This window comes from Pseudomonas sp. S36, from assembly GCF_016647875.1.
Lineage (GTDB): Bacteria > Pseudomonadota > Gammaproteobacteria > Pseudomonadales > Pseudomonadaceae > Aquipseudomonas > Aquipseudomonas parafulva.
Window position 1 is genome coordinate 22,715 of sequence record NZ_JACVVG010000015.1, and the last position, 21,355, is coordinate 44,069.

A 21,355-nucleotide genomic window follows, 5' to 3' on the forward strand; every position below is an offset into this window, starting at 1 on the left:
GACCTCGCAAAACATCGAGGCAGGGTAGCCCAGGGCGCGATAAATCGCACCCGCTGTTTCGCTCAGGCTGGCCGGTTGAGGTTGTGCTTGCGCAGTTTCCGGTACAGGGTATTGCGGCTGATGCCCAGGTACTCGGCTACCCGGGTGAGGTGCCAGTGTTTTGCTTGCAGGGCAGCCAGGAGTGTTTGGCATTCGGCATCTTTCAGGGCTTCGGGCCCTGACGCGGGCAAGCCGGCACCTGCACGCAGGGGCGAGCCCTCGCGGATGATGTCTGGGAGATCGGCAAAAGCGATGTGGGTGTGCTCGCACAGCGCTACCAGGGTGCGCAGCACGTTACGCATCTGCCGCACATTGCCGGGCCAGGCGAAAGCCAGCAGCGCCTGGCGCGCGCAGGATGCGATGTCGATCAACTGCCCTTTGGCCTCCTCGCGGAACAAGAAGTCCAGCAACTGGGCCTTGTCGCTGCGCTCGCGTACCGCAGGCAGTGCTACTTCCAGGCCATTGAGGCGGTAGTAGAGGTCTTCGCGGAAGGTGCCCTGCTCCACCCGTTGCAGCAAGTCACGGTGGGTGGCGCTGATGATACGCACATCCACCGCCTGGGGCTCGCCGCCAATCGGCACCACCTGGCGTTCCTCCAGCACCCGCAGCAGGCGAGTCTGCAGGTCCAGCGGCATGTCGCCAATCTCGTCCAGCAACAAGGTGCCGCCATCGGCCTGCAGCAGCTTGCCGCGCATGCCTTCCTTGCGTGCGCCGGTGAAACTGCCGCCCCGGTAACCGAACAGCTCGCTTTCGATCAAGCTTTCGGGGATGGACGCGCAGTTGATGGCCACGAACGGTTTGTCGCGCCGCCCACTGGCCTGGTGCACGGCGAGGGCAAAGGCCTCTTTGCCGCAACCGGTCTCCCCGCGCAGCAGCAACGGCACATTGCGCTCGAACACCCGCACGCTACGGCGGAAGTGGTTCTGCAACGCAGGGTCCAGCAGGCACACCTGCGGCTGCACCTCGGGCACCGGCAGCGGCTGAGCCGCAGGCACCGACCACACCGGCGCGGGGGCCTGACCACGCAGGCTGGCAAACACCAACCGGCCATCGACGGTGTTCAGCGGCCACACCGCACTGCCGCCCGGGGTGGCTCGGCTGAATACCTCGTCGTGGCGGCAGGTGAAAAAGTCTTCCAGTGACTGGCCGACTACGCCCCCGCGCACGCGCCCCAGCAGGTTGAGCGCGCTCTGGTTGGCCGCGCAGATGCGCCCATCACCCTCCACCGCCAGCAGCCCTTCGCTGAACAGCCCGACCGATTCGGCCTGTACATGAAAACGCAGCAGCCAGTACTGCTCGAACTGGCGCAGGAAATAGCAACTCTCGATCATCTTGGCCGACAGGGTGACCATGGCCATGGTGTGGAATTCGCTTTGCCGCGAAACATCGGGCCGCGCTGACGACACGTCGAGCACCGCCAGCAACTGGCCGTGGGGGTCGAACACGGGGCTCGCAGAGCAGGTCAGCCCGGTGTGCCGCCCACGGAAATGTTCATGCTGGTGAATGGTCAGCGCCTGGCGCTCGACCAGGCAGGTGCCGATGCCGTTGGTGCCCTCGCGGGCTTCGCTCCAGTCGGCGCCCAGCCACAGCCCGGCGCGCTCGAAACTGCGCCGCTCGGCAGGCGCGGTGACGCAGTTGAGGATCACCCCGCGTGCGTCGGTGAGCAGCACCGCGTGGCCGGCACCCGAGAGCTGCTGGTGCAGGCTGTTCATCTCGTGCTCGGCAATTTGCAGTACCTGGCGCAGGCGCTCGCGGCTCTCCTGCAGGCGGCCATGCTCCAGCACCACCGGGGCCTCGATCAGTGCCGGGTCGAGGTGATAGTCCTCCAGGCAACGCAGCCAGGAGCGAGCGATGGACGGGTCGCCGCCACCCTCGCTGGCGCCGCCGTGGGCCACCGTGTGCACTTGCCGGGCGTGGCGGGTGAATGGGTTGCTCTGCATTGTTGTTGTGCTCCGCAGATGAGTGCATCGCCCCAGCATCCTCCACCGCGCAGGGGTTTGCAATGCAGCGGCCCAACGTTGTGCCGTAAACGGTACACAGTGTCATGCCCAACCGTACCGCCCGTGGTACAAGGGCCAGGCTGCAACATCCAAGTACTGGCGCAAGCCATTGATTTTATTGAGCCAAGGCACAGTGGCCCGCGCTTTGCTCTACGCTTGGTAACTCCACACAAACACAATAGCCAGGAGACACACCATGCGTTACGCACATCCCGGTACCGAAGGCGCGAAGGTTTCCTTCAAGAGCCGCTACGGCAACTACATCGGTGGTGAGTTCGTTCCTCCGGTAAAGGGTGAGTACTTCACCACCACGTCCCCGGTGGACGGCCAGCCGATTGCCGACTTCCCACGGTCCACTGCCGAAGACATCGACAAAGCCCTGGACGCTGCACACGCGGCCGCCGATGCCTGGGGCCGCACCTCGGTGCAGGACCGCTCCAACGTGCTGCTGAAAATCGCCGACCGCATCGAGCAGAACCTCGAAGTGCTGGCCATTACCGAAACCTGGGACAACGGCAAGCCAATCCGCGAAACCCTGAACGCCGACATCCCGCTGGCAGTGGACCACTTCCGCTACTTCGCCGGCTGCATACGCGCCCAGGAAGGCGGCGCTGCCGAGATCAACGAAAACACCGTTGCCTACCACATTCACGAGCCACTGGGCGTGGTCGGTCAGATCATTCCCTGGAACTTCCCGATTCTGATGGCCGCGTGGAAGCTGGCCCCGGCACTGGCGGCCGGCAACTGCGTAGTGCTCAAGCCTGCTGAACAAACGCCGCTGGGCATCACCGTACTGGTCGAGCTGATCGGCGACCTGCTGCCCAAGGGCGTGCTCAACGTGGTGCAAGGCTTTGGCCGCGAGGCCGGCGAGGCGCTGGCCACCAGCAAGCGCATCGCCAAGATTGCCTTCACCGGCTCTACCCCGGTGGGCTCGCACATCATGAAATGCGCGGCCGAAAACATCATCCCCTCCACCGTCGAACTGGGCGGCAAGTCGCCGAACGTCTATTTCGAAGACATCATGCAGGCCGAGCCGAGCTTCATCGACAAGGCCGCCGAAGGCATGGTGCTGGCGTTCTTCAACCAGGGCGAGGTGTGCACCTGCCCGTCGCGGGCACTGGTGCAGGAGTCGATCTACCCGCAGTTCATGGAAGTGGTGATGAAGAAGGTGCTGCAGATCAAGCGCGGCGACCCACTGGACACCGACACCATGGTCGGCGCACAGGCCTCCCAGCAGCAGTTCGAGAAGATCCTGTCGTACCTCGACATCGCCCAGAAGGAAGGCGCCGAGCTGTTGACCGGCGGCAAGGTGGAAAAACTGGAGGGCTCGCTGGCCACCGGTTACTACATCCAGCCGACGTTGCTCAAAGGCAACAACAAGATGCGCGTGTTCCAGGAGGAAATCTTCGGGCCGGTGGTCAGCGTGACCACGTTCAAGGATGAGGCCGAGGCCCTGGCGATTGCCAACGATACCGAGTTTGGCCTGGGTGCCGGGGTGTGGACCCGCGACATCAACCGCGCCTACCGCATGGGCCGCGGGATCAAGGCTGGCCGTGTCTGGACCAACTGCTACCACCTGTACCCGGCCCACGCGGCGTTCGGCGGCTACAAGAAGTCGGGTGTCGGCCGTGAAACGCACAAGATGATGCTCGACCACTACCAGCAAACCAAAAACCTGCTGGTGAGCTACGACATCAACCCGCTGGGCTTCTTCTAAAAGGGCAGCTGCAAGCTGCAAGTTACAAGCGGCAAGAGGGGCGGACCGCATCATGGCTGCCCCTGTTGCTCGCTTGTGGCTAGAAGTTTGCTAGTGATCTTCGTGGCTCAACGCTCGCCACTGATAACAACTACATAAATTCAAACAGCGAGCTCCAAGCTGAAGAAGATGGCGAGCCGGGCGCAGTTCGCTTTGTCTTGCAGCTCATGGCTTGCAGCTTGCCGCTTATCATGGCTTGCCGCTTGCCGCTTTTTTTTGAAAGGTGAAATTATGCCAAGCGATCATTCCGCCGGCTCGCCGGCAGGCTCTTCCGTCGATTTCGAAAAGGTCGGCTCCGACTATTTCCAGCAACGTGAACTGAAAAAGGGCGCCGCAGGCTGGGTGTTGCTGGTCGGCCTGGGGGTGGCGTACGTGATTTCCGGCGACTATGCCGGCTGGAACTTCGGCCTGGCCCAAGGTGGCTGGGGCGGCATGTTCCTGGCCACCTTGCTGATGGCCACCATGTACCTGTGCATGTGTTTCTCCCTGGCTGAACTGTCGTCCATGATCCCTACAGCCGGCGGCGGCTACGGCTTTGCCCGCAGCGCATTCGGCCCCTGGGGCGGGTTTCTGACCGGGACGGCGATCCTGATCGAGTACGCCATTGCCCCCGCCGCCATCGCCACGTTCATCGGCGCCTATTGCCAGTCGCTGTTCGGCATCGGCGGTTGGCTGATCTACCTGGTGTTCTACGTGGTGTTCATCGCCATCCACATCTTCGGCGTGGGCGAGGCGTTGAAGCTGATGTTTGCCATCACCGCCGTCGCGGCCATTGCACTGGCCGTGTTCCTGGTGGCCATGGTGCCCCATTTTGATGCAGCCAACCTGTTCGACATCGCCGTTACCGACGCCGCAGGCGCCAGCAGCTTCCTGCCGTTCGGCTACGTGGGCGTGTGGGCGGCCATCCCCTATGCCATCTGGTTCTTCCTCGCAGTGGAGGGCGTGCCGCTGGCCGCTGAAGAAACCAAGAACCCCAAGCGCGACCTGCCGCGCGGGCTGATCGGCGCCATGCTGGTGCTGGTTGCCTTTGCCTTGCTGATTCTGGTGGTAGGCCCAGGTGGCGCGGGCTCCGAAGCCCTTAAGGCCTCCGGCAACCCGCTGGTCGAGGCCCTGGCCAAGGCCTATGGTGGTTCCACCTGGATGGGCAGCTTTGTCAACCTGGTGGGCCTGGCCGGCCTGATCGCCAGCTTCTTCTCGATCATCTACGCCTATTCCCGGCAGATCTTCGCCCTGTCCCGGGCCGGTTACCTGCCGCGCAAGCTGTCGGAAACAAACAAGAGCAAGGCGCCAGTGATGGCCCTGGTCATCCCTGGCATCATCGGTTTTGCCTTGTCGCTGACCGGCCAGGGTGATCTGCTGATCCTGGTGGCGGTTTTTGGCGCTACCTTGTCTTATGTACTGATGATGGCGGCGCACATCACCTTGCGGATCCGCCGGCCGAAGATGGAGCGTCCCTACCGCACGCCGGGGGGCATCTTCACCTCGGGGCTGGCCCTGGTGCTGGCCTGTATCGCGGTGGTCGCGGGCTTCCTGGTAGACCCGCGGGTGGTGATTGGCGCCGCCGTGATCTATGCGGTGCTGATCGCGTACTTTGCCTTCTATAGCCGCCACCACCTGGTAGCCGGCACACCGGAAGAGGAATTCGCCGCGATCCAGCAGGCCGAACAGGCCCTGCACTGATCATCGCCACCTGCCGCGGGGCAGCCCGCGGCTCTGGAGAACCTGTATGGCAACTTTCGTGCACACGGTCGGCCAGATGGTCTACCGCTTCGACAGCCTCAAGGAGGTGATGGCCAAGGCCAGCCCGGCGCGTTCCGGTGACTACCTGGCCGGCGTCGCCGCCAGCAACGATGGCGAGCGGGTGGCCGCGCAGATGGCCCTGGCGAACATCCCGCTGACACACTTTTTGAGCGAGGCATTGGTCCCCTACGAGGACGACGAAGTCACCCGCCTGATCATCGACACCCATGATGCCCAGGCATTTGCTGCGGTCAGCCACCTGACGGTAGGCGGCCTGCGGGACTGGCTGCTGAGCGAGCAGGCCGACGAGACCAGCCTGCGGGCACTGGCACCTGGGCTGACGCCGGAAATGGCCGCAGCCGTGTCGAAGATCATGCGCGTGCAGGACCTGGTGCTGGTAGCCCAGAAAATTCGCGTGGTCACGCGCTTTCGCGGCACCATGGGCCTGCGTGGGCGGCTGTCGACGCGGCTGCAGCCCAACCACCCCACCGACGAACCGGCAGGCATTGCCGCGAGCATTCTCGACGGCCTGCTTTACGGCAATGGCGATGCCATGATCGGCATCAACCCGGCCACCGACAGCATCGCCTCCATCTGCGCACTGCTGGAGATGCTCGACGCCATCATCCAGCGCTACGACATCCCTACCCAGGCCTGCGTACTCACCCACGTCACCACTTCAATCGAGGCGGTCAACCGTGGCGTACCGCTGGACCTGGTGTTTCAGTCCATCGCCGGTACCGAGGCAGCCAATGCCGGGTTCGGCATCAACCTGAACGTGTTGCAGGAAGGCTACGAAGCCGGCCTGTCGCTGCAGCGCGGCACCCTCGGCCAGAACCTGATGTACTTCGAGACCGGCCAGGGCAGCGCCCTGTCGGCCAACGCCCACCATGGTGTGGACCAGCAAACCTGTGAAACCCGCGCCTACGCCGTCGCCCGCCACTTCAAGCCGTTTCTGGTCAATACCGTGGTCGGCTTCATCGGCCCGGAGTACCTGTACAACGGCAAGCAGATCATCCGTGCCGGCCTCGAAGACCACTTCTGCGGCAAGTTGCTGGGCGTGCCCATGGGTTGTGACATCTGCTACACCAACCATGCCGAAGCCGACCAGGACGACATGGACACCCTGCTGACGCTGCTGGGGGTGGCCGGGATCAACTTCATCATGGGCATCCCCGGCTCCGACGACATCATGCTCAACTACCAGACCACCTCGTTCCATGACGCCCTGTACGCGCGCCAGACCCTGGGCCTGAAACCCGGGCCGGAGTTCGAAGCGTGGCTGGCCCGCACCGGCATCTTCACCCAGGCCGACGGCCGGGTGCGTTTCGGTGACAACCTGCCGCCGGCGTTCCGCCAGGCATTGGCGCAGCTCGCATAGGGATGACCATGAACAAACACACACCTACTGCCGACAACCCCTGGCTGGCCCTGCGCAACCTCACCCCGGCACGCATCGCCCTGGGCCGCGCCGGCACCAGCCTGCCCACCGGCGCGCAGTTGGACTTCCAGTATGCCCATGCCCAGGCACGGGATGCGGTGCACCTGCCATTCGATGCTGACGGCCTGGCTGCCCAGCTGAGCGAGCGTGGCCGCCACAGCCTGCTGCTGCACAGCGCGGCAAGCGACCGCCACCAGTACCTGCAGCGGCCCGACCTGGGGCGGCGGCTGAACGACGAGTCGGCGGCAACCCTGCGCCAGCACGCCCAGCAAAACCCCGGCGGGGTCGACCTGGCGATCGTGGTGGCCGACGGTTTGTCGGCCCTGGCCGTGCATCGCCATACCCTGCCGTTTCTGGCCCGCTTCGAAGAGCAGGCCAGCGCCGACGGCTGGGCCTGTGCGCCGGTCGTGCTGGTGCAACAAGGCCGGGTAGCGGTGGCCGACGAAGTGGGCGAATTGCTGGGCGCGCGCATGACGGTCATGCTGATCGGTGAGCGCCCGGGGCTCAGCTCACCCGACAGCCTGGGGCTGTACTTTACCTACGCCCCCCGGGTAGGCCTGACCGACGCCTACCGCAACTGCATCTCCAACGTACGCCTGGAGGGGCTGAGTTACGGCATGGCAGCGCACCGCCTGCTGTACCTGATGCGCGAAGCCTGCCGGCGCCAGTTGTCGGGCGTGAACCTGAAAGACGAAGCCGAGGTGCATAGCCTGGAAAGCGACGACCTGGCCAGCCAGAAGGGCAACTTCCTGCTGGGCAAAGATTAACCAAGCTGTCACGTGGGGCAGATTGCACTTGCCCCGGGCATTGGGCAGCATGGCCTTGGACGCTGCTGGCGTTGCACTGTTTTCCACATGGACGCTGAGGGCCGCACATGCGCATCATCAAGGCAACCCTGGATCACCTCGACCTGCTAACCCCGATGTTCGTCAAATACCGGGAGTTCTACGGCCAACTGCCCTACCCCGACAGCTCTCGCAGCTTTCTGCGCAAGCGCCTGACGCGTGAAGAGTCGGTGATCTACCTGGCATTGCCCGATGACGATAACAGCAAACTGCTGGGCTTCTGCCAGCTGTACCCTAGCTTCTCGTCACTGTCGTTGAAGCGGGTGTGGATTCTCAACGACATCTATGTGGCCGAGGACTCCCGGCGCATGCTGGTGGCTGACCACCTGATGCGCGAAGCGAAGAAGATGGCGCGCCAGACCAACGCCGTGCGCATGCGGGTTTCCACCAGCAGCGACAACCAAGTGGCGCACAAGACCTACGAGTCCATCGGGTTTCGCGAGGACACCGAGTTCCGCAACTACATCCTGCCCATCAGCCAGGAATGACCTGCGGTTGCCTTATCGCGGGTATGCCCGCGACAAGGCCAGCCGAGGACGACTTCCGTCGTAACCCGCCGCTACAAACTCCCCGGGCATGATCCTGACTTCGCCGTATAATGGCCTACTTGTCATGTGAGAAATGTTTCCCCTCTCCCAGCTAACCGAGCCTTCGACCAAGAACACAGGTGCTGTACATGGATTTCAACCCGCTGGACCTTATCCTGCATCTCGATGCGTACCTCGACCTGCTGGTCACCAATTACGGCCCCTGGATCTACGCCATTCTGTTTGCCGTGATTTTCTGCGAAACCGGCCTGGTGGTCATGCCGTTCCTGCCGGGTGACTCGCTGCTGTTCATCGCCGGCGCCGTGGCCGCGGGGGGCGGTATGGACCCGGTACTGCTTGCCGGGTTGCTGATGATCGCCGCTATCCTCGGCGACAGTACCAACTACGTCATCGGGCGAACGGCCGGGGAGCGTCTGTTCAGCAACCCCAACTCGAAGATCTTCCGCCGCGACTACCTGCAGCGCACCCACGATTTCTACGAACGCCACGGCGGCAAGACCGTGACCATGGCGCGCTTCCTGCCCATCCTGCGTACCTTTGCCCCGTTTGTTGCCGGCATCGCTCACATGCACTACCCCCGCTTCCTGGGGTTCAGCATTGCCGGGACCTTGCTGTGGGTAGGTGGGCTGGTCACCCTGGGTTACTTCTTCGGTAACGTGCCGTTCATCAAGCAGCACTTGTCGCTGATGGTGGTGGGCATCATCGTGTTGTCACTGGTACCCATGATCCTGGGCCTGCTGCGCACCCGCCTGGGCCGCACGGCCAAGGCACACTGACCGCCAGGCGTTGCGTCCATGTGGTCATTCAGCGCCTGGCGGCGCAAGCGCACCCTGGCGCGCTACCCCATCACGCCCCAGCAATGGCAGGCCGTGCGCGAGCGCCTGCCAATGCTCGACGGCATCAGCGACGAAGAAGACCACTGGCTGCGCGAAGCCTGCATTCTGTTCCTGCTGGACAAGCACCTGACATGCCTGCCGAGGGTCGAGCTGGACGACCAGCAGCGCCTGATACTGGCAGCCCAGGCCCAGTTGCCGTTGCTGCACCTGGGCGAGCTGCATTGGTACCAGGGCTTTCACGAAATCATCCTCTACCCCGACGATTTCAAGAGCCCCCAGCGCCACCGTGATGCCAGCGGCATCGAGCATGCCTGGGACGGCGAGCACAGCGGCGAGGCCTGGCAGCAGGGCCCGATCATCCTGGCCTGGAGCGGGGTACTGGCCAGCGGTGGCTGGGAAGCCTACAACCTGGTCATCCACGAGCTGGCGCACAAGCTGGACATGCTCAACGGCGACGCCAATGGCCTGCCGCCCCTGCACAGCGACATGTCGATCGAGCACTGGGCCAGCGCCATGCAACACGCCTACGACGACCTCAACCGGCAGCTGGACGCCAACCCCGACGCCGAAACCGCCATCGACCCCTATGCGGCAGAAAACCCCGCGGAATTCTTTGCAGTGGCCAGCGAGTACTTCTTCAGTGGGCCCGACCTGCTGTACCAGGCCTACCCACAGGTCTACCACCAGCTGTCGCTGTTCTACCGCCAGAACCCGCTGGCCCGGCTCAACCAATTGCAGGCGGAGCACCCCGCGTACCGTGAGCACCCCGCCTGACGCCCCGCTGCATCAGGCCAGGCGTGGCATGCGCAGGCAGAATATGCCTATAATCGCCGCCACTTTTTTGGTCAAACACGGGGGCACTGCCCAATGAGCTACAGCAAGATTCCGGCGGGCAAAGACCTGCCGAACGACATCTACGTCGCCATCGAGATCCCGGCCAACCACGCGCCGATCAAATACGAAATCGACAAGGACAGCGATACCCTGTTCGTCGACCGTTTCATGGCTACCCCGATGTTCTACCCGGCCAACTACGGTTTCATCCCCAACACCCTGGCTGACGACGGCGACCCGCTGGACGTGCTGGTGGTCACCCCTTACCCGGTAGCCCCAGGCTCGGTCATCCGTGCCCGCCCGGTAGGCGTGCTGAACATGACCGACGATGGCGGCGGCGACGCCAAGGTTATCGCTGTTCCACACGACAAGCTGTCGCAGCTGTACGTGGACGTGAAGGAATACACCGACCTGCCAGCCCTGCTGATCCAGCAGATCGAGCACTTCTTTGCCAACTACAAAGATCTCGAGAAAGGCAAGTGGGTCAAGATCGAAGGCTGGGATGGCGCAGACGCCGCCCGCGCTGCGATCACCAAATCGGTCGCTGCCTACAAGGGCTGATACCGTTTGCATGAGAAACCCCGCTTTGGCGGGGTTTTTTTATGGCGGCTGAACGCGTCACGCGCTGTGTAATGAAGCCGGTAACAGGTCCTACAACGTCTTACGTCTTAGCCCTACAAACCACCGTATTTCTTACAAACCCTGTCAACCTGCTGTTCATATCCTTGCTGGCACCTCGCCGCTACACTCGCGCCATGAACACATCCGGTGACCGCCTCAGGGCCCTGCTTCATGAATGCGGGCTTACAGCCTCCGATTTCGCTGCCCAGTGCGGCGTGACCCCACAGCATGTCAATAACTGGTTCAACCGCGGCGTGCCACTGGCGCGCCTGGACGAACTTGCCGACCTGTTCTGCGTGCACCGCCGCTGGCTGCGCAGCGGCGAGGGCATCAAGCACCCCAATGCGATTTTGCGCAATTGCGCGCCGCGGCCTGCGCCTGCCCAGGTGCCCATCCCGTTGTCGGTGCAGCGCGGCCGGGTGGTGAATGTGCCCTTCCATGAGTTGCGCAGTGGCCTGCTGTGCCCGGTAGCCGGCCGCCACCTGCGCCTGCCCGCCAATGCCTTGAAGGGGCTGGGGGTACACCCCGACAACACCCTGTGCGTGGCCATGCCCACGGGCAACATGGCGCCGCTGATTCCACTGCAGGCGACGTTGGCAATCGACATGGGCATGACGCAGATTGTCGAGGGCGAAACCTATGCCTTGATGCTCAATGGGGCCTTGCGCGTGCACAACCTCAGCCTTGGCCAGAACGGCACCCTGTACCTGCACAGCCACGACCGGCACAACTATGCGGTTGAGCGCTACACGCCCGCCCAACGCCATGCCCAGGGGCTGGAGATTCTGGGCTGGGTGTTCCACTGGGCGTTCTTCCGCCAGCAACGCCCGCGGTGACACACCCTGTGCCATTTTTTGCTGTGCATCATGGCTGGGGCCTTGTATGCTACGCCGCACATCAGCCCCGCCCGGTGCAAACCGCGGCCCAGAGGGCTCGGCGATACCCCACACGGGCATCTGCCTTCTTTTTCAGGCCTTTGCTGGCCACCCTGTTAAGGCGATTGCGGCTTACCATAAATTAGCCGGAAGCGTCCCCGAGAAGCCGGCCACAAGCCGGCTTTTTATTGTGTTTTATTTGGCTGCGTAAGGTCGATTCAAAGGCGCGTCACCCCTCAGAAGTCGTAACGCGCCCCCACCATCATGCTGCGCGACGGCCCGTAGAAGTTGAACGTAGAGGTAGACCCCACCCGCGACAGGTAGTCCCGGTCGAACAGGTTGTTCACATTCAACGTGGCCGTGAGCTTCGAGGTCACCGGGTACGACAGCATGGCATCCACGGTAGCGTACCCCGGTGCATCGATACGAACCCCGCCATTCTCCGAGTGGAAGTTGCTCATCGCCGAAACGCCGCCGCCGATGGCCAGCCCTGCCAGCGGGCCCTCGCTGAGGGTGTACTTGCTCCACAAGGAAGCCTGGTTGCGCGGCATGATGAAGAAGGTGGTTTCGGCATCACCCTTGACCGTTTCGGTTTCCATCCAGGTGTAACCGGCCAGCAATTCCCAGTTCGGCGTCAGTTTGCCGCTTACTTCCACCTCGGCGCCCTTTACCCGGGTCTTGCCTGATGCCGCCGAGTCATTGGTGGCCACGCCCTCGGCGTCGTACACCGTGGTAGCGCGGTTCTCATCCGTCAGCCGGAATACCGAGAACCGTGTATTGAGGTCGCCACCGAAGTAGCTGCTTTTCAAGCCGAACTCATACTGTTCGCCCTCGCGCGGCTTCAATACACGGCCATTGCCATCAGTGGCAGACTGCGGTTTGAACACCTGCGAGTAGCTCGCGTACAGGGCGTGGTTCTCGGTGAGGTCGTAGACCAGCCCAGCGTAAGGCGTGAAATGGCCATCCACCTGCTTGCTGTCGTTGGTGGTGGCGCCGGTCTTGAGCGTGGTGGTGTAGAAGTCGCCGCGGTACCAGCTGAAGCGGCCACCGGCGATCAGCGCCAGGCGCTCGACCGGGCGGAAGGTCACCTTCGAGTACAGGCCGTATTCTTCTTCCTGCATCCCCGTCTCGGTGCTGTAGTTGGGCGACGGCTTGGCGAAGCGCTTGGGCGTGTAGGTATTGACGTTGATGGCCCCCAGGTTGGTGGTGCCGTTGAGGTACTCGGTGTCGTAGTTCTTGTAGTCGCTGCCCACCACGAACTCACTGACCTGGCCGAAAGTTTCGAACGGCTGGCTGTAGCTGGCGTCCAGCGCGTAGGTGTCCTGGGTGAAATCCCGGGCGCTGGCGCGTTCGGAGTTGGCACCATTGGCCGCATTGGTGGCGGTGAAGGCGTACAGGTAATCGGTATCACGGTGCGAGCCGCGGGCGGCGATACGGCCATAACCACCATTGTCGAAACGGTGGGTCAGTTCTGCGACCAGGTCGGTGGTCTTGCCGTCGAAACTGTTCCAGTCCGCACCCAGGAAGCGGGAGTGGCTGAAGTCTGGCACCTGGCCGGCCAGTGTCGCCGGGTAGCCGTTGTGCGGGGTGATGTTCTTCACCTCATGGATCAGCCCGAACGACAGGGTGGTGGCATCGTCCAGGTCCACATCCAGCGCACCGTAGTAACTGTTGCTGGTGTTGGCGTTGTAGTCGACCTCGCCATTGGTGTCGTCGCGTGAGGCAATCAGGCGGCCACGCACGCGGCCAGCATCGTCCAGCGGCCCGCTCAGGTCGATTTCTTCATGGTTGGTGTCCCAGCTGCCGTAGCGGCCTTCCACATGGCCCTGGAACTCGGCCGTAGGGCGCTTGCGCACCATGTTGACGATGCCACCCAGTTCGCTGGTGCTGCTGAACAGCCCCGCCGGGCCACGCATGATTTCCACACGGTCGAAGGCCACCAGCGACGGCACGGTACCGAAGATGCTGGCCATGGGCGCCGGCAGGCCATCGATGTTGAACTCGCTGTATTCGTAGCCACGGGCATAGATGGAGGAGCGGCCGCTGTCGTTGGTCAGCGTGCGCAGGCCGGCGGTGTACTTGGCCAGGTCATCCAGGTGCACGAACTGGCGATCCTTGACGTAGTCCTGAGTATAAACGGTGATCGATTGCGGGATGTCTTTCAGCGCAGCCGGTGTTTTGGTCCCCACCGTGGCGGCGTCCACGCTGTAACCGCCGGTCTGCTCCGATGGCAGCATGTCGTAGAGCCGGTTGCCCTCGATGGTCAGCGCCGGCAGATCGAGCGTGCTGTCTGCGGCCGAAGCCTGAACCGCCACCGTTTCGGCCAGTGCCGACAACGAAAACGGCGCCATCAGCCCCAGCATCACCCAGCGCACACGCCCCACCCCGTTTGAACCCTTCATGACCTACCCTTCGCCCAAATAAAAATAATTCGCAAACGAAACACGTTGCTTTTTGCGAACGATACCGGAGCAAAATCAGGGGTGCAGCAGGATTAACCTTCTTAACACACGCAGGCATTGCCCCTGCCGGGGCGACAGTGGGATGATCCACAACTGATAGATATTCTCATTCAAGGCTGCCCGTGCCCACCTCCCTGCTGCTCGTCGAAGACGACCCTTGCCTGCGCCACGACCTGGACCGCCACTTCCTCGACCGCGGGTTTCGCGTGCAGGCCTGCGCCTGTGCCGAGCAGGCCCTTGGCGCCATTGCCCAGGCACCGTTCGACCTGGTGTTGCTGGACATCATGCTGCCAGGCATCGATGGCCTGACCCTGCTCGACGCTTTGCGCCATCGCCAGGCCGTACCGGTGATGCTGATGTCGGCGCTGGGCGCAGAGCAGGACCGCATCACCGGCTTTACCCGGGGCGCCGATGACTACCTGCCCAAGCCTTTCAGCCTGGCAGAGCTGGATGCACGGGTGGACGCGCTGCTGCGCCGGGCGGCGTTTGCCCGCCAACCCGCGCGCCTTGCAACCCTTGGTGACTTGCTGCTGGACCAGGACCGGCAGGATGCCCTGAACGGCGGCAAACCGGCCGGCCTGACGCCCTCCGAATTCCGCTTGCTGGTAACCCTTCAGGCCCATGCCGGCGAGCCGCTGAGCAAACCGTTTTTGTACCAGACCGTGCTGCACCGGGCCTATACCCGCCTGGACCGGGGCCTTGACGTGCACGTGTGCAACCTGCGGCGCAAACTCGCCGACATCGACGTGCAGCATGTGCAGATCCAGGCGGTGCGTGGCCAGGGTTACGTGCTGGTCGACCAGGAGCAGGCGTGATGCGCCGTCACCCGCTGCTATGGAAGCTGGCATTGCTGCAGGTGAGTTTCTGCCTGCTGCTGACCTGGCTGATATGGACGTGGGGCCTGAGTGTTGAACGTGGCAGCTACTTTCTGCCTGAGGCCGACCAGCTGTACCTGGCGCGCTATGGCCAACAGGCCGAACAGGCCCTGGCGGCAGGTGGAGCGCCTGCAGTCGAAGCCTGGCGCCAGCACGTACAGGCAACCGAGGGCACCTGGGTCGCAGTGGTAGGCCCGCACCTGCAAAGCCTGGGCACCACGCCGCTGACCGCCGAAGAGGCCGGCCACCTCACCTTCATGCGCAAGCTGGCCTGGCCCATGAGCCGACGCCTGCAGGATGAGCTGCCCTACGTGAGCATCGCCTTCGCGCAACACCCCGAGCAAGGTCGGGTGGTGATGCAGCTGCCCGAGCGCCTGCTACCCACCGGGCTGACCCCCTGGACCCACGTGGTCACCCACGGTATTGCCCCGGCACTGCTGGCGCTGCTGCTGGGCCTGGCGCTGTACAGGCACCTTGTGGCGCCATTGAACCGCCTGCGTGACCGCGCCGATGCCCTGCGCGCCAACGACCTGGAGAGCCCCGGTTTGCATTTGCACGGCCGCCACGACGAACTGGGCGAGCTGGCGCAGGCGTTCGACCACATGGCCACCCGCCTGCGCCACAGCCTGGAGCAACAGCGCCTGCTGCTGCGCACCCTGTCCCACGAGCTGCGCACGCCCCTGGCACGGCTGCGTATCGCCCATGACAGCGGCCTGCCAGCAGCGCAGCTACGCGAGCGCCTGGATTACGAAGTCGCCGATATGCAGAAGCTGCTGGAAAACACCCTCGACCTGGCCTGGATGGATACCGAACAGCCCAGCCTGGCCACCGAGCCTGTGCTGATGGCTTCGGTGTGGGAGGCGCTGTGCCAGGATATCTGCTTCGAAAGTGGCTGGGGCCGGGAGCGCCTGCCCTGCTCGCTCGGTAGCGACTGCGTTGTCCAGGCCCATCTGGACAGCCTGGCCCAGGCCCTGGAAAACCTGATGCGCAATGCCATTCGCCACTCCCCGCCCGCAGGCCGGGTGAGCCTGGACGGCTGGCGCGAAGGGGGAAGCTGGCACCTGTGCCTGCGTGACCAGGGCACGGGCGTTCCCGAGCATGAGCTGGAGCGCATCTTCACTCCTTACCAACGCCTGCCGGGCAGTGGCACAGGGTTCGGCCTGGGCCTTGCCATCGCCCGCCGCGCCATCGAATTGCAGGGTGGCCGGCTGTGGGCCAGCAATGGCAACCCTGGGCTGCAGCTGCACCTGACCCTGCCCATGGCACCTGACGGTTTAGAAAGTTAAGGCGCTTTACGCGCTGGCGGGGCTGTCTATCATCTGGCGTTTCAACCCTTGCCCCCTGACGAGACGCCCGATGAGCAAGTTGATCCTGGTACTGACGCTCGCACTGGCCTTCGTCGCCTGCGGCGCCACGGCCCAGCCCCAACACGACCAGGTGATGGACACGACGTTGTTGCACCGCCCCGGGCTGGCTTACCGCTTCAGCCAGCTCGACCTGGACTCGGCCGACGGTAAGCGCCACTACCGCTTGTGGGTCGGCACGCCGAACCGCCCTGCACCGGCAGCCGGTTACCCGGTACTGTGGATGCTCGATGGCAACGCCGCCCTCAGCGCACTGGACGAAGCCCAGCTGGCCACGCTCGCCGAGGGCCAGGCACCGCTGCTGGTGGCGGTGGGGTACCAGACTGACCACCGCATCGACCGGGCAAGCCGCACCTACGACTACACCCCGGCGCTGGCCGGGCAGGCTGACCAGCTAGACCCGCTCACCGGGCAACCCAGCGGCGGCGTAGAGGCATTTTTCGACCTGCTGCGCACCCGCATGCGGCCGATGGTGGCGCAGGTTGCGCCCATCGACACACAGCGCCAGACGCTGTGGGGGCACTCCTACGGAGGCCTTGCCGTGCTCCACGCGCTGTTCACCCGGCCAGGGGAATTCAGCCTCTACGCGGCCGCCAGCCCCTCATTGTGGTGGCACGACGGGGCCATCATCGATGAAGCCCAAGGTGTGCAACAGCGCCTGGGCACTGCCCGGCCACATCTGGTGCTGATGCGCGGTACGGACGAGCCTGGCAGCCCGCAAGGCCCCGTGGGTGATGACGCGGAGCAACGCAGCCGCGAACTGCTGCAGTACCTTGGCAGCGTTGCAGGCCTGCAGGTGCAGTTCGAGCGCTTCCAGGGGCTCGGGCATGGGCCCATGCTGCCCGCCTCGCTGGGCTGGGTGATCCAGGGCATGGGCGGCAAGCAAGGCAACCGCCCACTGCCCCGGTAGCCCAGGCCCTCGCCATTCAGGCTTGCCAAAGCCGTAGGCCGGTACGGTATGCTGGGCCGGTCTTCAGGGCGGGGTGAAAGTCCCCACCGGCGGTAAATCGAAAGATGAGCCCGCGAGCGCCCCGGCCATGCCGGGGGTCAGCAGACCTGGTGAGAACCCAGGGCCGACGGTCATAGTCCGGATGAAAGAAGGCGTCAGGCAGGGGCCATCAACGGGCGCCCCTGCGCGCGCATTGTGTTCGCCCCGAGACGTTCATCGACCCTTCACGAGGAGCGTTTCATGTCTACGTTGCACCCTTTGCACTTCCCCAACGTCAGTGCTGCCATCGCCGCCTTCCAGGCTGGCCGCCCTGTGCTGTTGCTCGATGATGACGACCGCGAGGACGAAGCGGACATCATCGCCGCCGCCGAGAACATTTCGTTGCAGACCATGGCCATGATGATTCGCGATTGCAGCGGCATCGTCTGCCTGTGCCTGGATGAAACCACCGTCGATGACCTGCAGCTGCCGCCCATGGTGCAGAACAACCAGGCCCGGCACGGCACCGGGTTCACGGTAACCATTGAAGCCGCAGAAGGCATCACCACTGGCGTGAGCGCCCAGGACCGCATCACCACCATTGCCGCTGCACTGGCCTCCACCGCCGCGCAGCGCCATATCGTCAGCCCAGGGCATGTGTTCCCGCTGCGCGCACGCAATGGTGGGGTGCTGGTACGCCGTGGCCATACCGAAGGCTCGGTGGACCTGGCGCGCCTGGCAGGCTTGCGCCCCGCTGCCGTGCTGTGCGAGCTGATGAACCCCGATGGCAGCATGGCACGGGGTGAAGACGTGGCCGTGTATGCGCGCCAGTACGGGCTGCCGATGCTGACCATCGACGAGCTGGCGCGCTACCGCGAAGCACAGCTGCAGCGGGTAGCCGAAACCGCCTGACACGCCATACCCTGGCCGGCTTCTCCTGCCTGCAAGCTGCACGGGCAGGCGGGGCCTCGCCGCTCAAGTTTGCTCCCCCCGGCCCGCTCTGCTAGTGTCGCGGCGTTCAGAATGCCACCGAGACAGCCGCCATGGCCCGTAAAAAAGCTTCCCTCGATTTCGAGCAATCCCTTGCCGAGCTGCAAGCACTGGTCGAGCGCCTGGAGAACGGCGAGTTGTCGCTGGAAGACTCACTGGCCGCCTTCGAGCAGGGCATCGCCCTGACTCGTGATTGCCAGGGCGCCCTGGCCCAGGCCGAGCAAAAGGTGCAGATTCTGCTGGAGCGCGACGGCGAGCTGGCCGTCCAGCCCTTCGATGTGGAGCCCGAGGCATGATCGGCGCCTACCAGGCCACCTGCCAGGCGCGCGTCGACAGCGCCCTCGAACCGCTGTTCGTCGCCCCCAGCGAACCGCTGCAACGGCTCTATGCTGCCATGCGCTACAGCGTGATGAACGGCGGCAAGCGGGTGCGCCCGCTGCTGGCCTACGCCGCCTGCGAGGCGCTGGGTGCACCGGCAGAGCAAGCCAACGGCGCCGCCTGTGCGGTCGAGCTGATCCATGCCTACTCACTGGTGCATGACGACCTGCCGGCCATGGACGACGACGACCTGCGCCGCGGCCAGCCGACCACCCACAAAGCTTTCGACGAAGCGTGTGCCATTCTTGCCGGTGACGGCCTGCAGAGCCTGGCATTCAATGCCCTGCTGGACCCACGCCTGAGCCCTCAGGCCGACAGCATTCGCCTGGCCATGGTGCAAGCCCTGGCCAAGGCGGCGGGCCCTGCCGGCATGGTGGGCGGGCAAGCCATCGACCTCGGTTCAGTGGGCATCAGGCTGGACCAGCGGGCGCTGGAATTCATGCACCGCCACAAGACCGGTGCGCTGATCGAAGCCAGTGTGCGCCTGGGCGGCCTGGCCAGCGGCCGCGCCGAGCAACCTCAGCTGGATGCCTTGCAGGCGTACGCACAGGCCGTGGGCCTCGCGTTCCAGGTGCAGGACGATATTCTGGATGTCGAGAGCGATACCGCCACCCTGGGCAAACGCCAGGGCGCAGACATTGCCCGTGACAAGCCCACCTACCCTTCGCTGCTGGGCCTGGAGGCCGCCAAGGCCTATGCGATCGAACTGCGCGACCAGGCGCTGGTCGCACTGGAAGGGTTCGATGAAAAAGCCCAGCCGCTGCGTGAGCTGGCGCGCTATATCGTCGAGCGCCGCAACTGACCCTGCGGCCCCTGCGACACCCGTGTGAATGGGCAGCTTTTCCTTCAATGGGGTAAACTGCCGCGTCTTAACACCTATAACGACTCGCCTGATGCCCACGACGTTTCAAGAGATCCCCCGCGAACGCCCGGTCACGCCGCTGCTCGACCGCGCTGACACGCCTGACGGCCTGCGCCGCCTGGCCGAAGCCGACCTGGAGAGCCTGGCCGACGAGCTGCGCCAGGAGCTGCTGTACACCGTGGGCCAGACCGGTGGGCACTTCGGTGCCGGCCTGGGCGTGATCGAGCTGACCATCGCCCTGCACTACGTTTTCGATACCCCGGACGACCGGCTGGTGTGGGACGTGGGCCACCAGGCGTACCCGCACAAGATCCTCACCGGGCGCCGCAACCGCATGCTCAGCCTGCGCCAGAAGGACGGCGTGGCCGCCTTCCCGCGCCGCAGCGAAAGCGAGTACGACACCTTTGGCGTCGGCCATTCCAGTACGTCCATCAGTGCCGCGCTGGGCATGGCCATTGCTGCCCGCCTGCAAAACAGTGGGCGCAAGTCGATTGCCGTGATCGGCGATGGTGCGCTCACTGCAGGCATGGCCTTCGAAGCGTTGAACCACGCCCAGGAAGTCAACGCCGACATGCTGGTGATCCTCAACGACAACGACATGTCGATCTCGCGCAACGTCGGCGGGCTGTCCAACTACCTGGCCAAGATCCTCTCCAGCCGCACCTACGCAAGCATGCGCGAGGGCAGCAAGAAAGTGCTGTCGCGCCTGCCCGGTGCCTGGGAAATCGCCCGCCGCACCGAAGAATATGCCAAAGGCATGCTGGTGCCCGGCACCCTCTTCGAGGAGCTCGGCTGGAACTACATCGGCCCCATCGACGGCCACGACCTGCCCACCATGATCGCCACCTTGCGCAACATGCGGGACCTGAAGGGCCCGCAGTTCCTGCATGTGGTGACCAAGAAGGGCAAGGGTTTCGCCCCGGCTGAAATCGACCCTATCGGCTACCACGCCATTACCAAGCTTGAGCCAGCGGACAAACCCGCTGCGCCCAAGCAGGCCAGCGGCCCCAAGTATTCTGCCGTGTTTGGCCAGTGGCTGTGCGACATGGCGGCTGCCGACAACCGCCTTGTGGGTATCACCCCGGCCATGAAGGAAGGCTCCGACCTGGTGGCCTTCAGCGAACGCTACCCCGAGCGCTATTTCGACGTGGCCATCGCCGAACAGCACGCGGTTACCCTGGCGGCCGGCATGGCCTGCGAGGGCAGCAAGCCGGTGGTGGCGATCTACTCCACCTTCCTGCAGCGTGCCTACGACCAGTTGATCCATGATGTGGCCGTGCAGAACCTGGACGTGCTGTTCGCCATCGACCGTGCTGGCCTGGTGGGCGAAGACGGGCCGACCCACGCCGGCAGCTACGATTTGTCGTACCTGCGCTGTATCCCGGGCATGCTGGTGATGACACCCAGCGACGAAAACGAGTTGCGCAAGATGCTCAGCACCGGCCACCTGTACAACGGCCCGGCCGCTGTGCGCTACCCGCGCGGTACCGGCCCGAACGCGCCGATCAGCGACGACCTGGAACCGTTGGAAATCGGCAAGGGCGTGGTGCGCCGCCAAGGGAGCAAGGTGGCCCTGCTGGTGTTCGGCGTGCAACTGGCGCCAGCGCTGCAGGTGGCCGAGCAGCTCAACGCTACCGTGGTCGACATGCGCTTCGTGAAGCCGCTGGATGAAGCGTTGGTGCTGCATTTGGCCGATAGCCATGAACTGCTGGTGACCCTCGAAGAAAACGCCATCATGGGCGGCGCAGGGGCTGCGGTGGGTGAGTTCCTCGCCAGCCAGGGTGTAACCAAGCCGTTGCTGCACCTGGGCTTGCCAGACCTTTATGTGGAGCACGCCAAGCCTGCGCAGATGCTGGCCGAGTGCGGGCTTGATGCGGCGGGGATAGAGGCTTCGGTGAGAGCCCGCATGGGCAAGCTCGGCCTTTGATTTATTGGGCCGCTTTGCGGCCCGATCGCCGGCA

At 64.2% G+C, this 21,355-nt stretch carries 18 protein-coding genes and 1 riboswitch; of the genes, 16 read left to right on the forward strand and 2 right to left on the reverse strand.

Going from position 1 to position 21,355, the window contains the following annotated elements; all coding sequences use genetic code 11:
• Positions 1 to 62: 62 nt before the first annotated feature.
• Positions 63 to 1,979 (reverse strand): sigma-54-dependent Fis family transcriptional regulator, encoded by a 1,917-nt coding sequence (locus IAE36_RS10835; protein WP_201212360.1) that lies wholly within the window; start codon positions 1,977 to 1,979, stop codon positions 63 to 65.
• A gap of 256 nt (positions 1,980 to 2,235) precedes the next feature.
• Here IAE36_RS10835 and exaC point away from each other — a divergent pair, with 256 nt between their 5' ends.
• The 9 genes from exaC (at position 2,236) to IAE36_RS10880 (ending at position 11,496) form a co-directional block, all read left to right on the forward strand.
• A complete protein-coding gene (exaC, locus tag IAE36_RS10840; RefSeq protein ID WP_028633024.1) occupies positions 2,236 to 3,756 on the forward strand; it encodes an acetaldehyde dehydrogenase ExaC in 1,521 nt (506 codons plus the stop codon).
• Positions 3,757 to 4,026: 270 nt separating this feature from the next.
• Positions 4,027 to 5,475, forward strand: a complete 1,449-nt coding sequence (eat, locus tag IAE36_RS10845) for an ethanolamine permease (protein ID WP_028633025.1) — start codon at positions 4,027 to 4,029, stop codon at positions 5,473 to 5,475.
• A 46-nt stretch (positions 5,476 to 5,521) separates the two neighbouring features.
• Positions 5,522 to 6,916 carry an ethanolamine ammonia-lyase subunit EutB gene (locus IAE36_RS10850; RefSeq protein WP_028633026.1) on the forward strand — a complete coding sequence of 465 codons (1,395 nt, stop codon included), beginning with the start codon at positions 5,522 to 5,524 and terminating at the stop codon, positions 6,914 to 6,916.
• Between the two features lie 8 nt (positions 6,917 to 6,924).
• Positions 6,925 to 7,743: an ethanolamine ammonia-lyase subunit EutC gene (gene eutC, locus IAE36_RS10855; RefSeq protein WP_201212362.1), complete on the forward strand. Its 819-nt coding sequence runs from the start codon at positions 6,925 to 6,927 to the stop codon at positions 7,741 to 7,743.
• Positions 7,744 to 7,850: 107 nt separating this feature from the next.
• Complete coding sequence (locus IAE36_RS10860; RefSeq protein WP_201212364.1) at positions 7,851 to 8,309, forward strand: GNAT family N-acetyltransferase; 459 nt, start codon at positions 7,851 to 7,853, stop codon at positions 8,307 to 8,309.
• 188 nt (positions 8,310 to 8,497) lie between these two features.
• Positions 8,498 to 9,145 carry a DedA family protein gene (locus IAE36_RS10865; RefSeq protein ID WP_028633029.1) on the forward strand — a complete coding sequence of 216 codons (648 nt, stop codon included), beginning with the start codon at positions 8,498 to 8,500 and terminating at the stop codon, positions 9,143 to 9,145.
• Between the two features lie 18 nt (positions 9,146 to 9,163).
• Positions 9,164 to 9,979: a zinc-dependent peptidase gene (locus IAE36_RS10870; RefSeq protein ID WP_201212366.1), complete on the forward strand. Its 816-nt coding sequence runs from the start codon at positions 9,164 to 9,166 to the stop codon at positions 9,977 to 9,979.
• 93 nt (positions 9,980 to 10,072) lie between these two features.
• Positions 10,073 to 10,600: an inorganic diphosphatase gene (gene ppa, locus IAE36_RS10875; RefSeq protein ID WP_016484715.1), complete on the forward strand. Its 528-nt coding sequence runs from the start codon at positions 10,073 to 10,075 to the stop codon at positions 10,598 to 10,600.
• 194 nt (positions 10,601 to 10,794) lie between these two features.
• Positions 10,795 to 11,496, forward strand: a complete 702-nt coding sequence (locus IAE36_RS10880) for an XRE family transcriptional regulator (RefSeq protein WP_060482362.1) — start codon at positions 10,795 to 10,797, stop codon at positions 11,494 to 11,496.
• 275 nt (positions 11,497 to 11,771) lie between these two features.
• Here the strand turns inward: IAE36_RS10880 and IAE36_RS10885 are convergent, their stop codons facing one another.
• Positions 11,772 to 13,937, reverse strand: a complete 2,166-nt coding sequence (locus IAE36_RS10885; RefSeq protein ID WP_201212368.1) for a TonB-dependent siderophore receptor — start codon at positions 13,935 to 13,937, stop codon at positions 11,772 to 11,774.
• Between the two features lie 182 nt (positions 13,938 to 14,119).
• Between IAE36_RS10885 and IAE36_RS10890 the strand changes: the two genes are divergently transcribed.
• From IAE36_RS10890 to dxs, 7 genes are all read left to right on the forward strand, one after another.
• Complete coding sequence (locus IAE36_RS10890) at positions 14,120 to 14,812, forward strand: response regulator transcription factor (protein ID WP_201212370.1); 693 nt, start codon at positions 14,120 to 14,122, stop codon at positions 14,810 to 14,812.
• A complete protein-coding gene (locus tag IAE36_RS10895; RefSeq protein WP_201212372.1) occupies positions 14,812 to 16,158 on the forward strand; it encodes a HAMP domain-containing sensor histidine kinase in 1,347 nt (448 codons plus the stop codon). Before IAE36_RS10890 ends, IAE36_RS10895 begins: the two co-directional genes overlap by 1 nt.
• A gap of 70 nt (positions 16,159 to 16,228) precedes the next feature.
• Positions 16,229 to 17,146 carry an alpha/beta hydrolase gene (locus tag IAE36_RS10900; protein ID WP_201212374.1) on the forward strand — a complete coding sequence of 306 codons (918 nt, stop codon included), beginning with the start codon at positions 16,229 to 16,231 and terminating at the stop codon, positions 17,144 to 17,146.
• Positions 17,147 to 17,201: 55 nt separating this feature from the next.
• Positions 17,202 to 17,343, forward strand: a riboswitch (FMN riboswitch).
• 82 nt (positions 17,344 to 17,425) lie between these two features.
• Positions 17,426 to 18,076, forward strand: coding sequence for a 3,4-dihydroxy-2-butanone-4-phosphate synthase (ribB, locus tag IAE36_RS10905; protein WP_201212376.1), 651 nt, complete (start codon positions 17,426 to 17,428; stop codon positions 18,074 to 18,076).
• A 131-nt stretch (positions 18,077 to 18,207) separates the two neighbouring features.
• Entirely contained in the window at positions 18,208 to 18,450 is a 243-nt protein-coding gene (locus tag IAE36_RS10910) for an exodeoxyribonuclease VII small subunit (protein ID WP_201212378.1), read from the forward strand.
• The gene (locus IAE36_RS10915) at positions 18,447 to 19,334 is read left to right on the forward strand and encodes a polyprenyl synthetase family protein (protein WP_028633038.1); all 888 of its coding nucleotides are present in this window, start codon (positions 18,447 to 18,449) and stop codon (positions 19,332 to 19,334) included. The genes IAE36_RS10910 and IAE36_RS10915 overlap by 4 nt, the downstream gene beginning before the upstream one ends.
• A 91-nt stretch (positions 19,335 to 19,425) precedes the next feature.
• Positions 19,426 to 21,321: a 1-deoxy-D-xylulose-5-phosphate synthase gene (gene dxs / locus IAE36_RS10920; RefSeq protein ID WP_201212379.1), complete on the forward strand. Its 1,896-nt coding sequence runs from the start codon at positions 19,426 to 19,428 to the stop codon at positions 21,319 to 21,321.
• Positions 21,322 to 21,355 lie beyond the last annotated feature (34 nt).

Bases quoted from the DNA above. Each gene is read 5' to 3' on its own strand.
- IAE36_RS10850 (WP_028633026.1), top strand. From the start codon at position 5,522: ATGGCAACTTTCGTGCACACGGTCGGCCAGATGGTCTACCGCTTCGAC.
- IAE36_RS10895 (WP_201212372.1), top strand. From the start codon at position 14,812: ATGCGCCGTCACCCGCTGCTATGGAAGCTGGCATTGCTGCAGGTGAGT.
- IAE36_RS10835 (WP_201212360.1), bottom strand. From the start codon at position 1,979: ATGCAGAGCAACCCATTCACCCGCCACGCCCGGCAAGTGCACACGGTG.
- IAE36_RS10880 (WP_060482362.1), top strand. From the start codon at position 10,795: ATGAACACATCCGGTGACCGCCTCAGGGCCCTGCTTCATGAATGCGGG.
- eat (WP_028633025.1), top strand. From the start codon at position 4,027: ATGCCAAGCGATCATTCCGCCGGCTCGCCGGCAGGCTCTTCCGTCGAT.
- exaC (WP_028633024.1), top strand. From the start codon at position 2,236: ATGCGTTACGCACATCCCGGTACCGAAGGCGCGAAGGTTTCCTTCAAG.
- dxs (WP_201212379.1), top strand. From the start codon at position 19,426: ATGCCCACGACGTTTCAAGAGATCCCCCGCGAACGCCCGGTCACGCCG.
- ppa (WP_016484715.1), top strand. From the start codon at position 10,073: ATGAGCTACAGCAAGATTCCGGCGGGCAAAGACCTGCCGAACGACATC.
- IAE36_RS10860 (WP_201212364.1), top strand. From the start codon at position 7,851: ATGCGCATCATCAAGGCAACCCTGGATCACCTCGACCTGCTAACCCCG.
- ribB (WP_201212376.1), top strand. From the start codon at position 17,426: ATGTCTACGTTGCACCCTTTGCACTTCCCCAACGTCAGTGCTGCCATC.
- IAE36_RS10865 (WP_028633029.1), top strand. From the start codon at position 8,498: ATGGATTTCAACCCGCTGGACCTTATCCTGCATCTCGATGCGTACCTC.
- IAE36_RS10900 (WP_201212374.1), top strand. From the start codon at position 16,229: ATGAGCAAGTTGATCCTGGTACTGACGCTCGCACTGGCCTTCGTCGCC.
- IAE36_RS10915 (WP_028633038.1), top strand. From the start codon at position 18,447: ATGATCGGCGCCTACCAGGCCACCTGCCAGGCGCGCGTCGACAGCGCC.
- IAE36_RS10870 (WP_201212366.1), top strand. From the start codon at position 9,164: ATGTGGTCATTCAGCGCCTGGCGGCGCAAGCGCACCCTGGCGCGCTAC.
- eutC (WP_201212362.1), top strand. From the start codon at position 6,925: ATGAACAAACACACACCTACTGCCGACAACCCCTGGCTGGCCCTGCGC.
- IAE36_RS10885 (WP_201212368.1), bottom strand. From the start codon at position 13,937: ATGAAGGGTTCAAACGGGGTGGGGCGTGTGCGCTGGGTGATGCTGGGG.
- IAE36_RS10910 (WP_201212378.1), top strand. From the start codon at position 18,208: ATGGCCCGTAAAAAAGCTTCCCTCGATTTCGAGCAATCCCTTGCCGAG.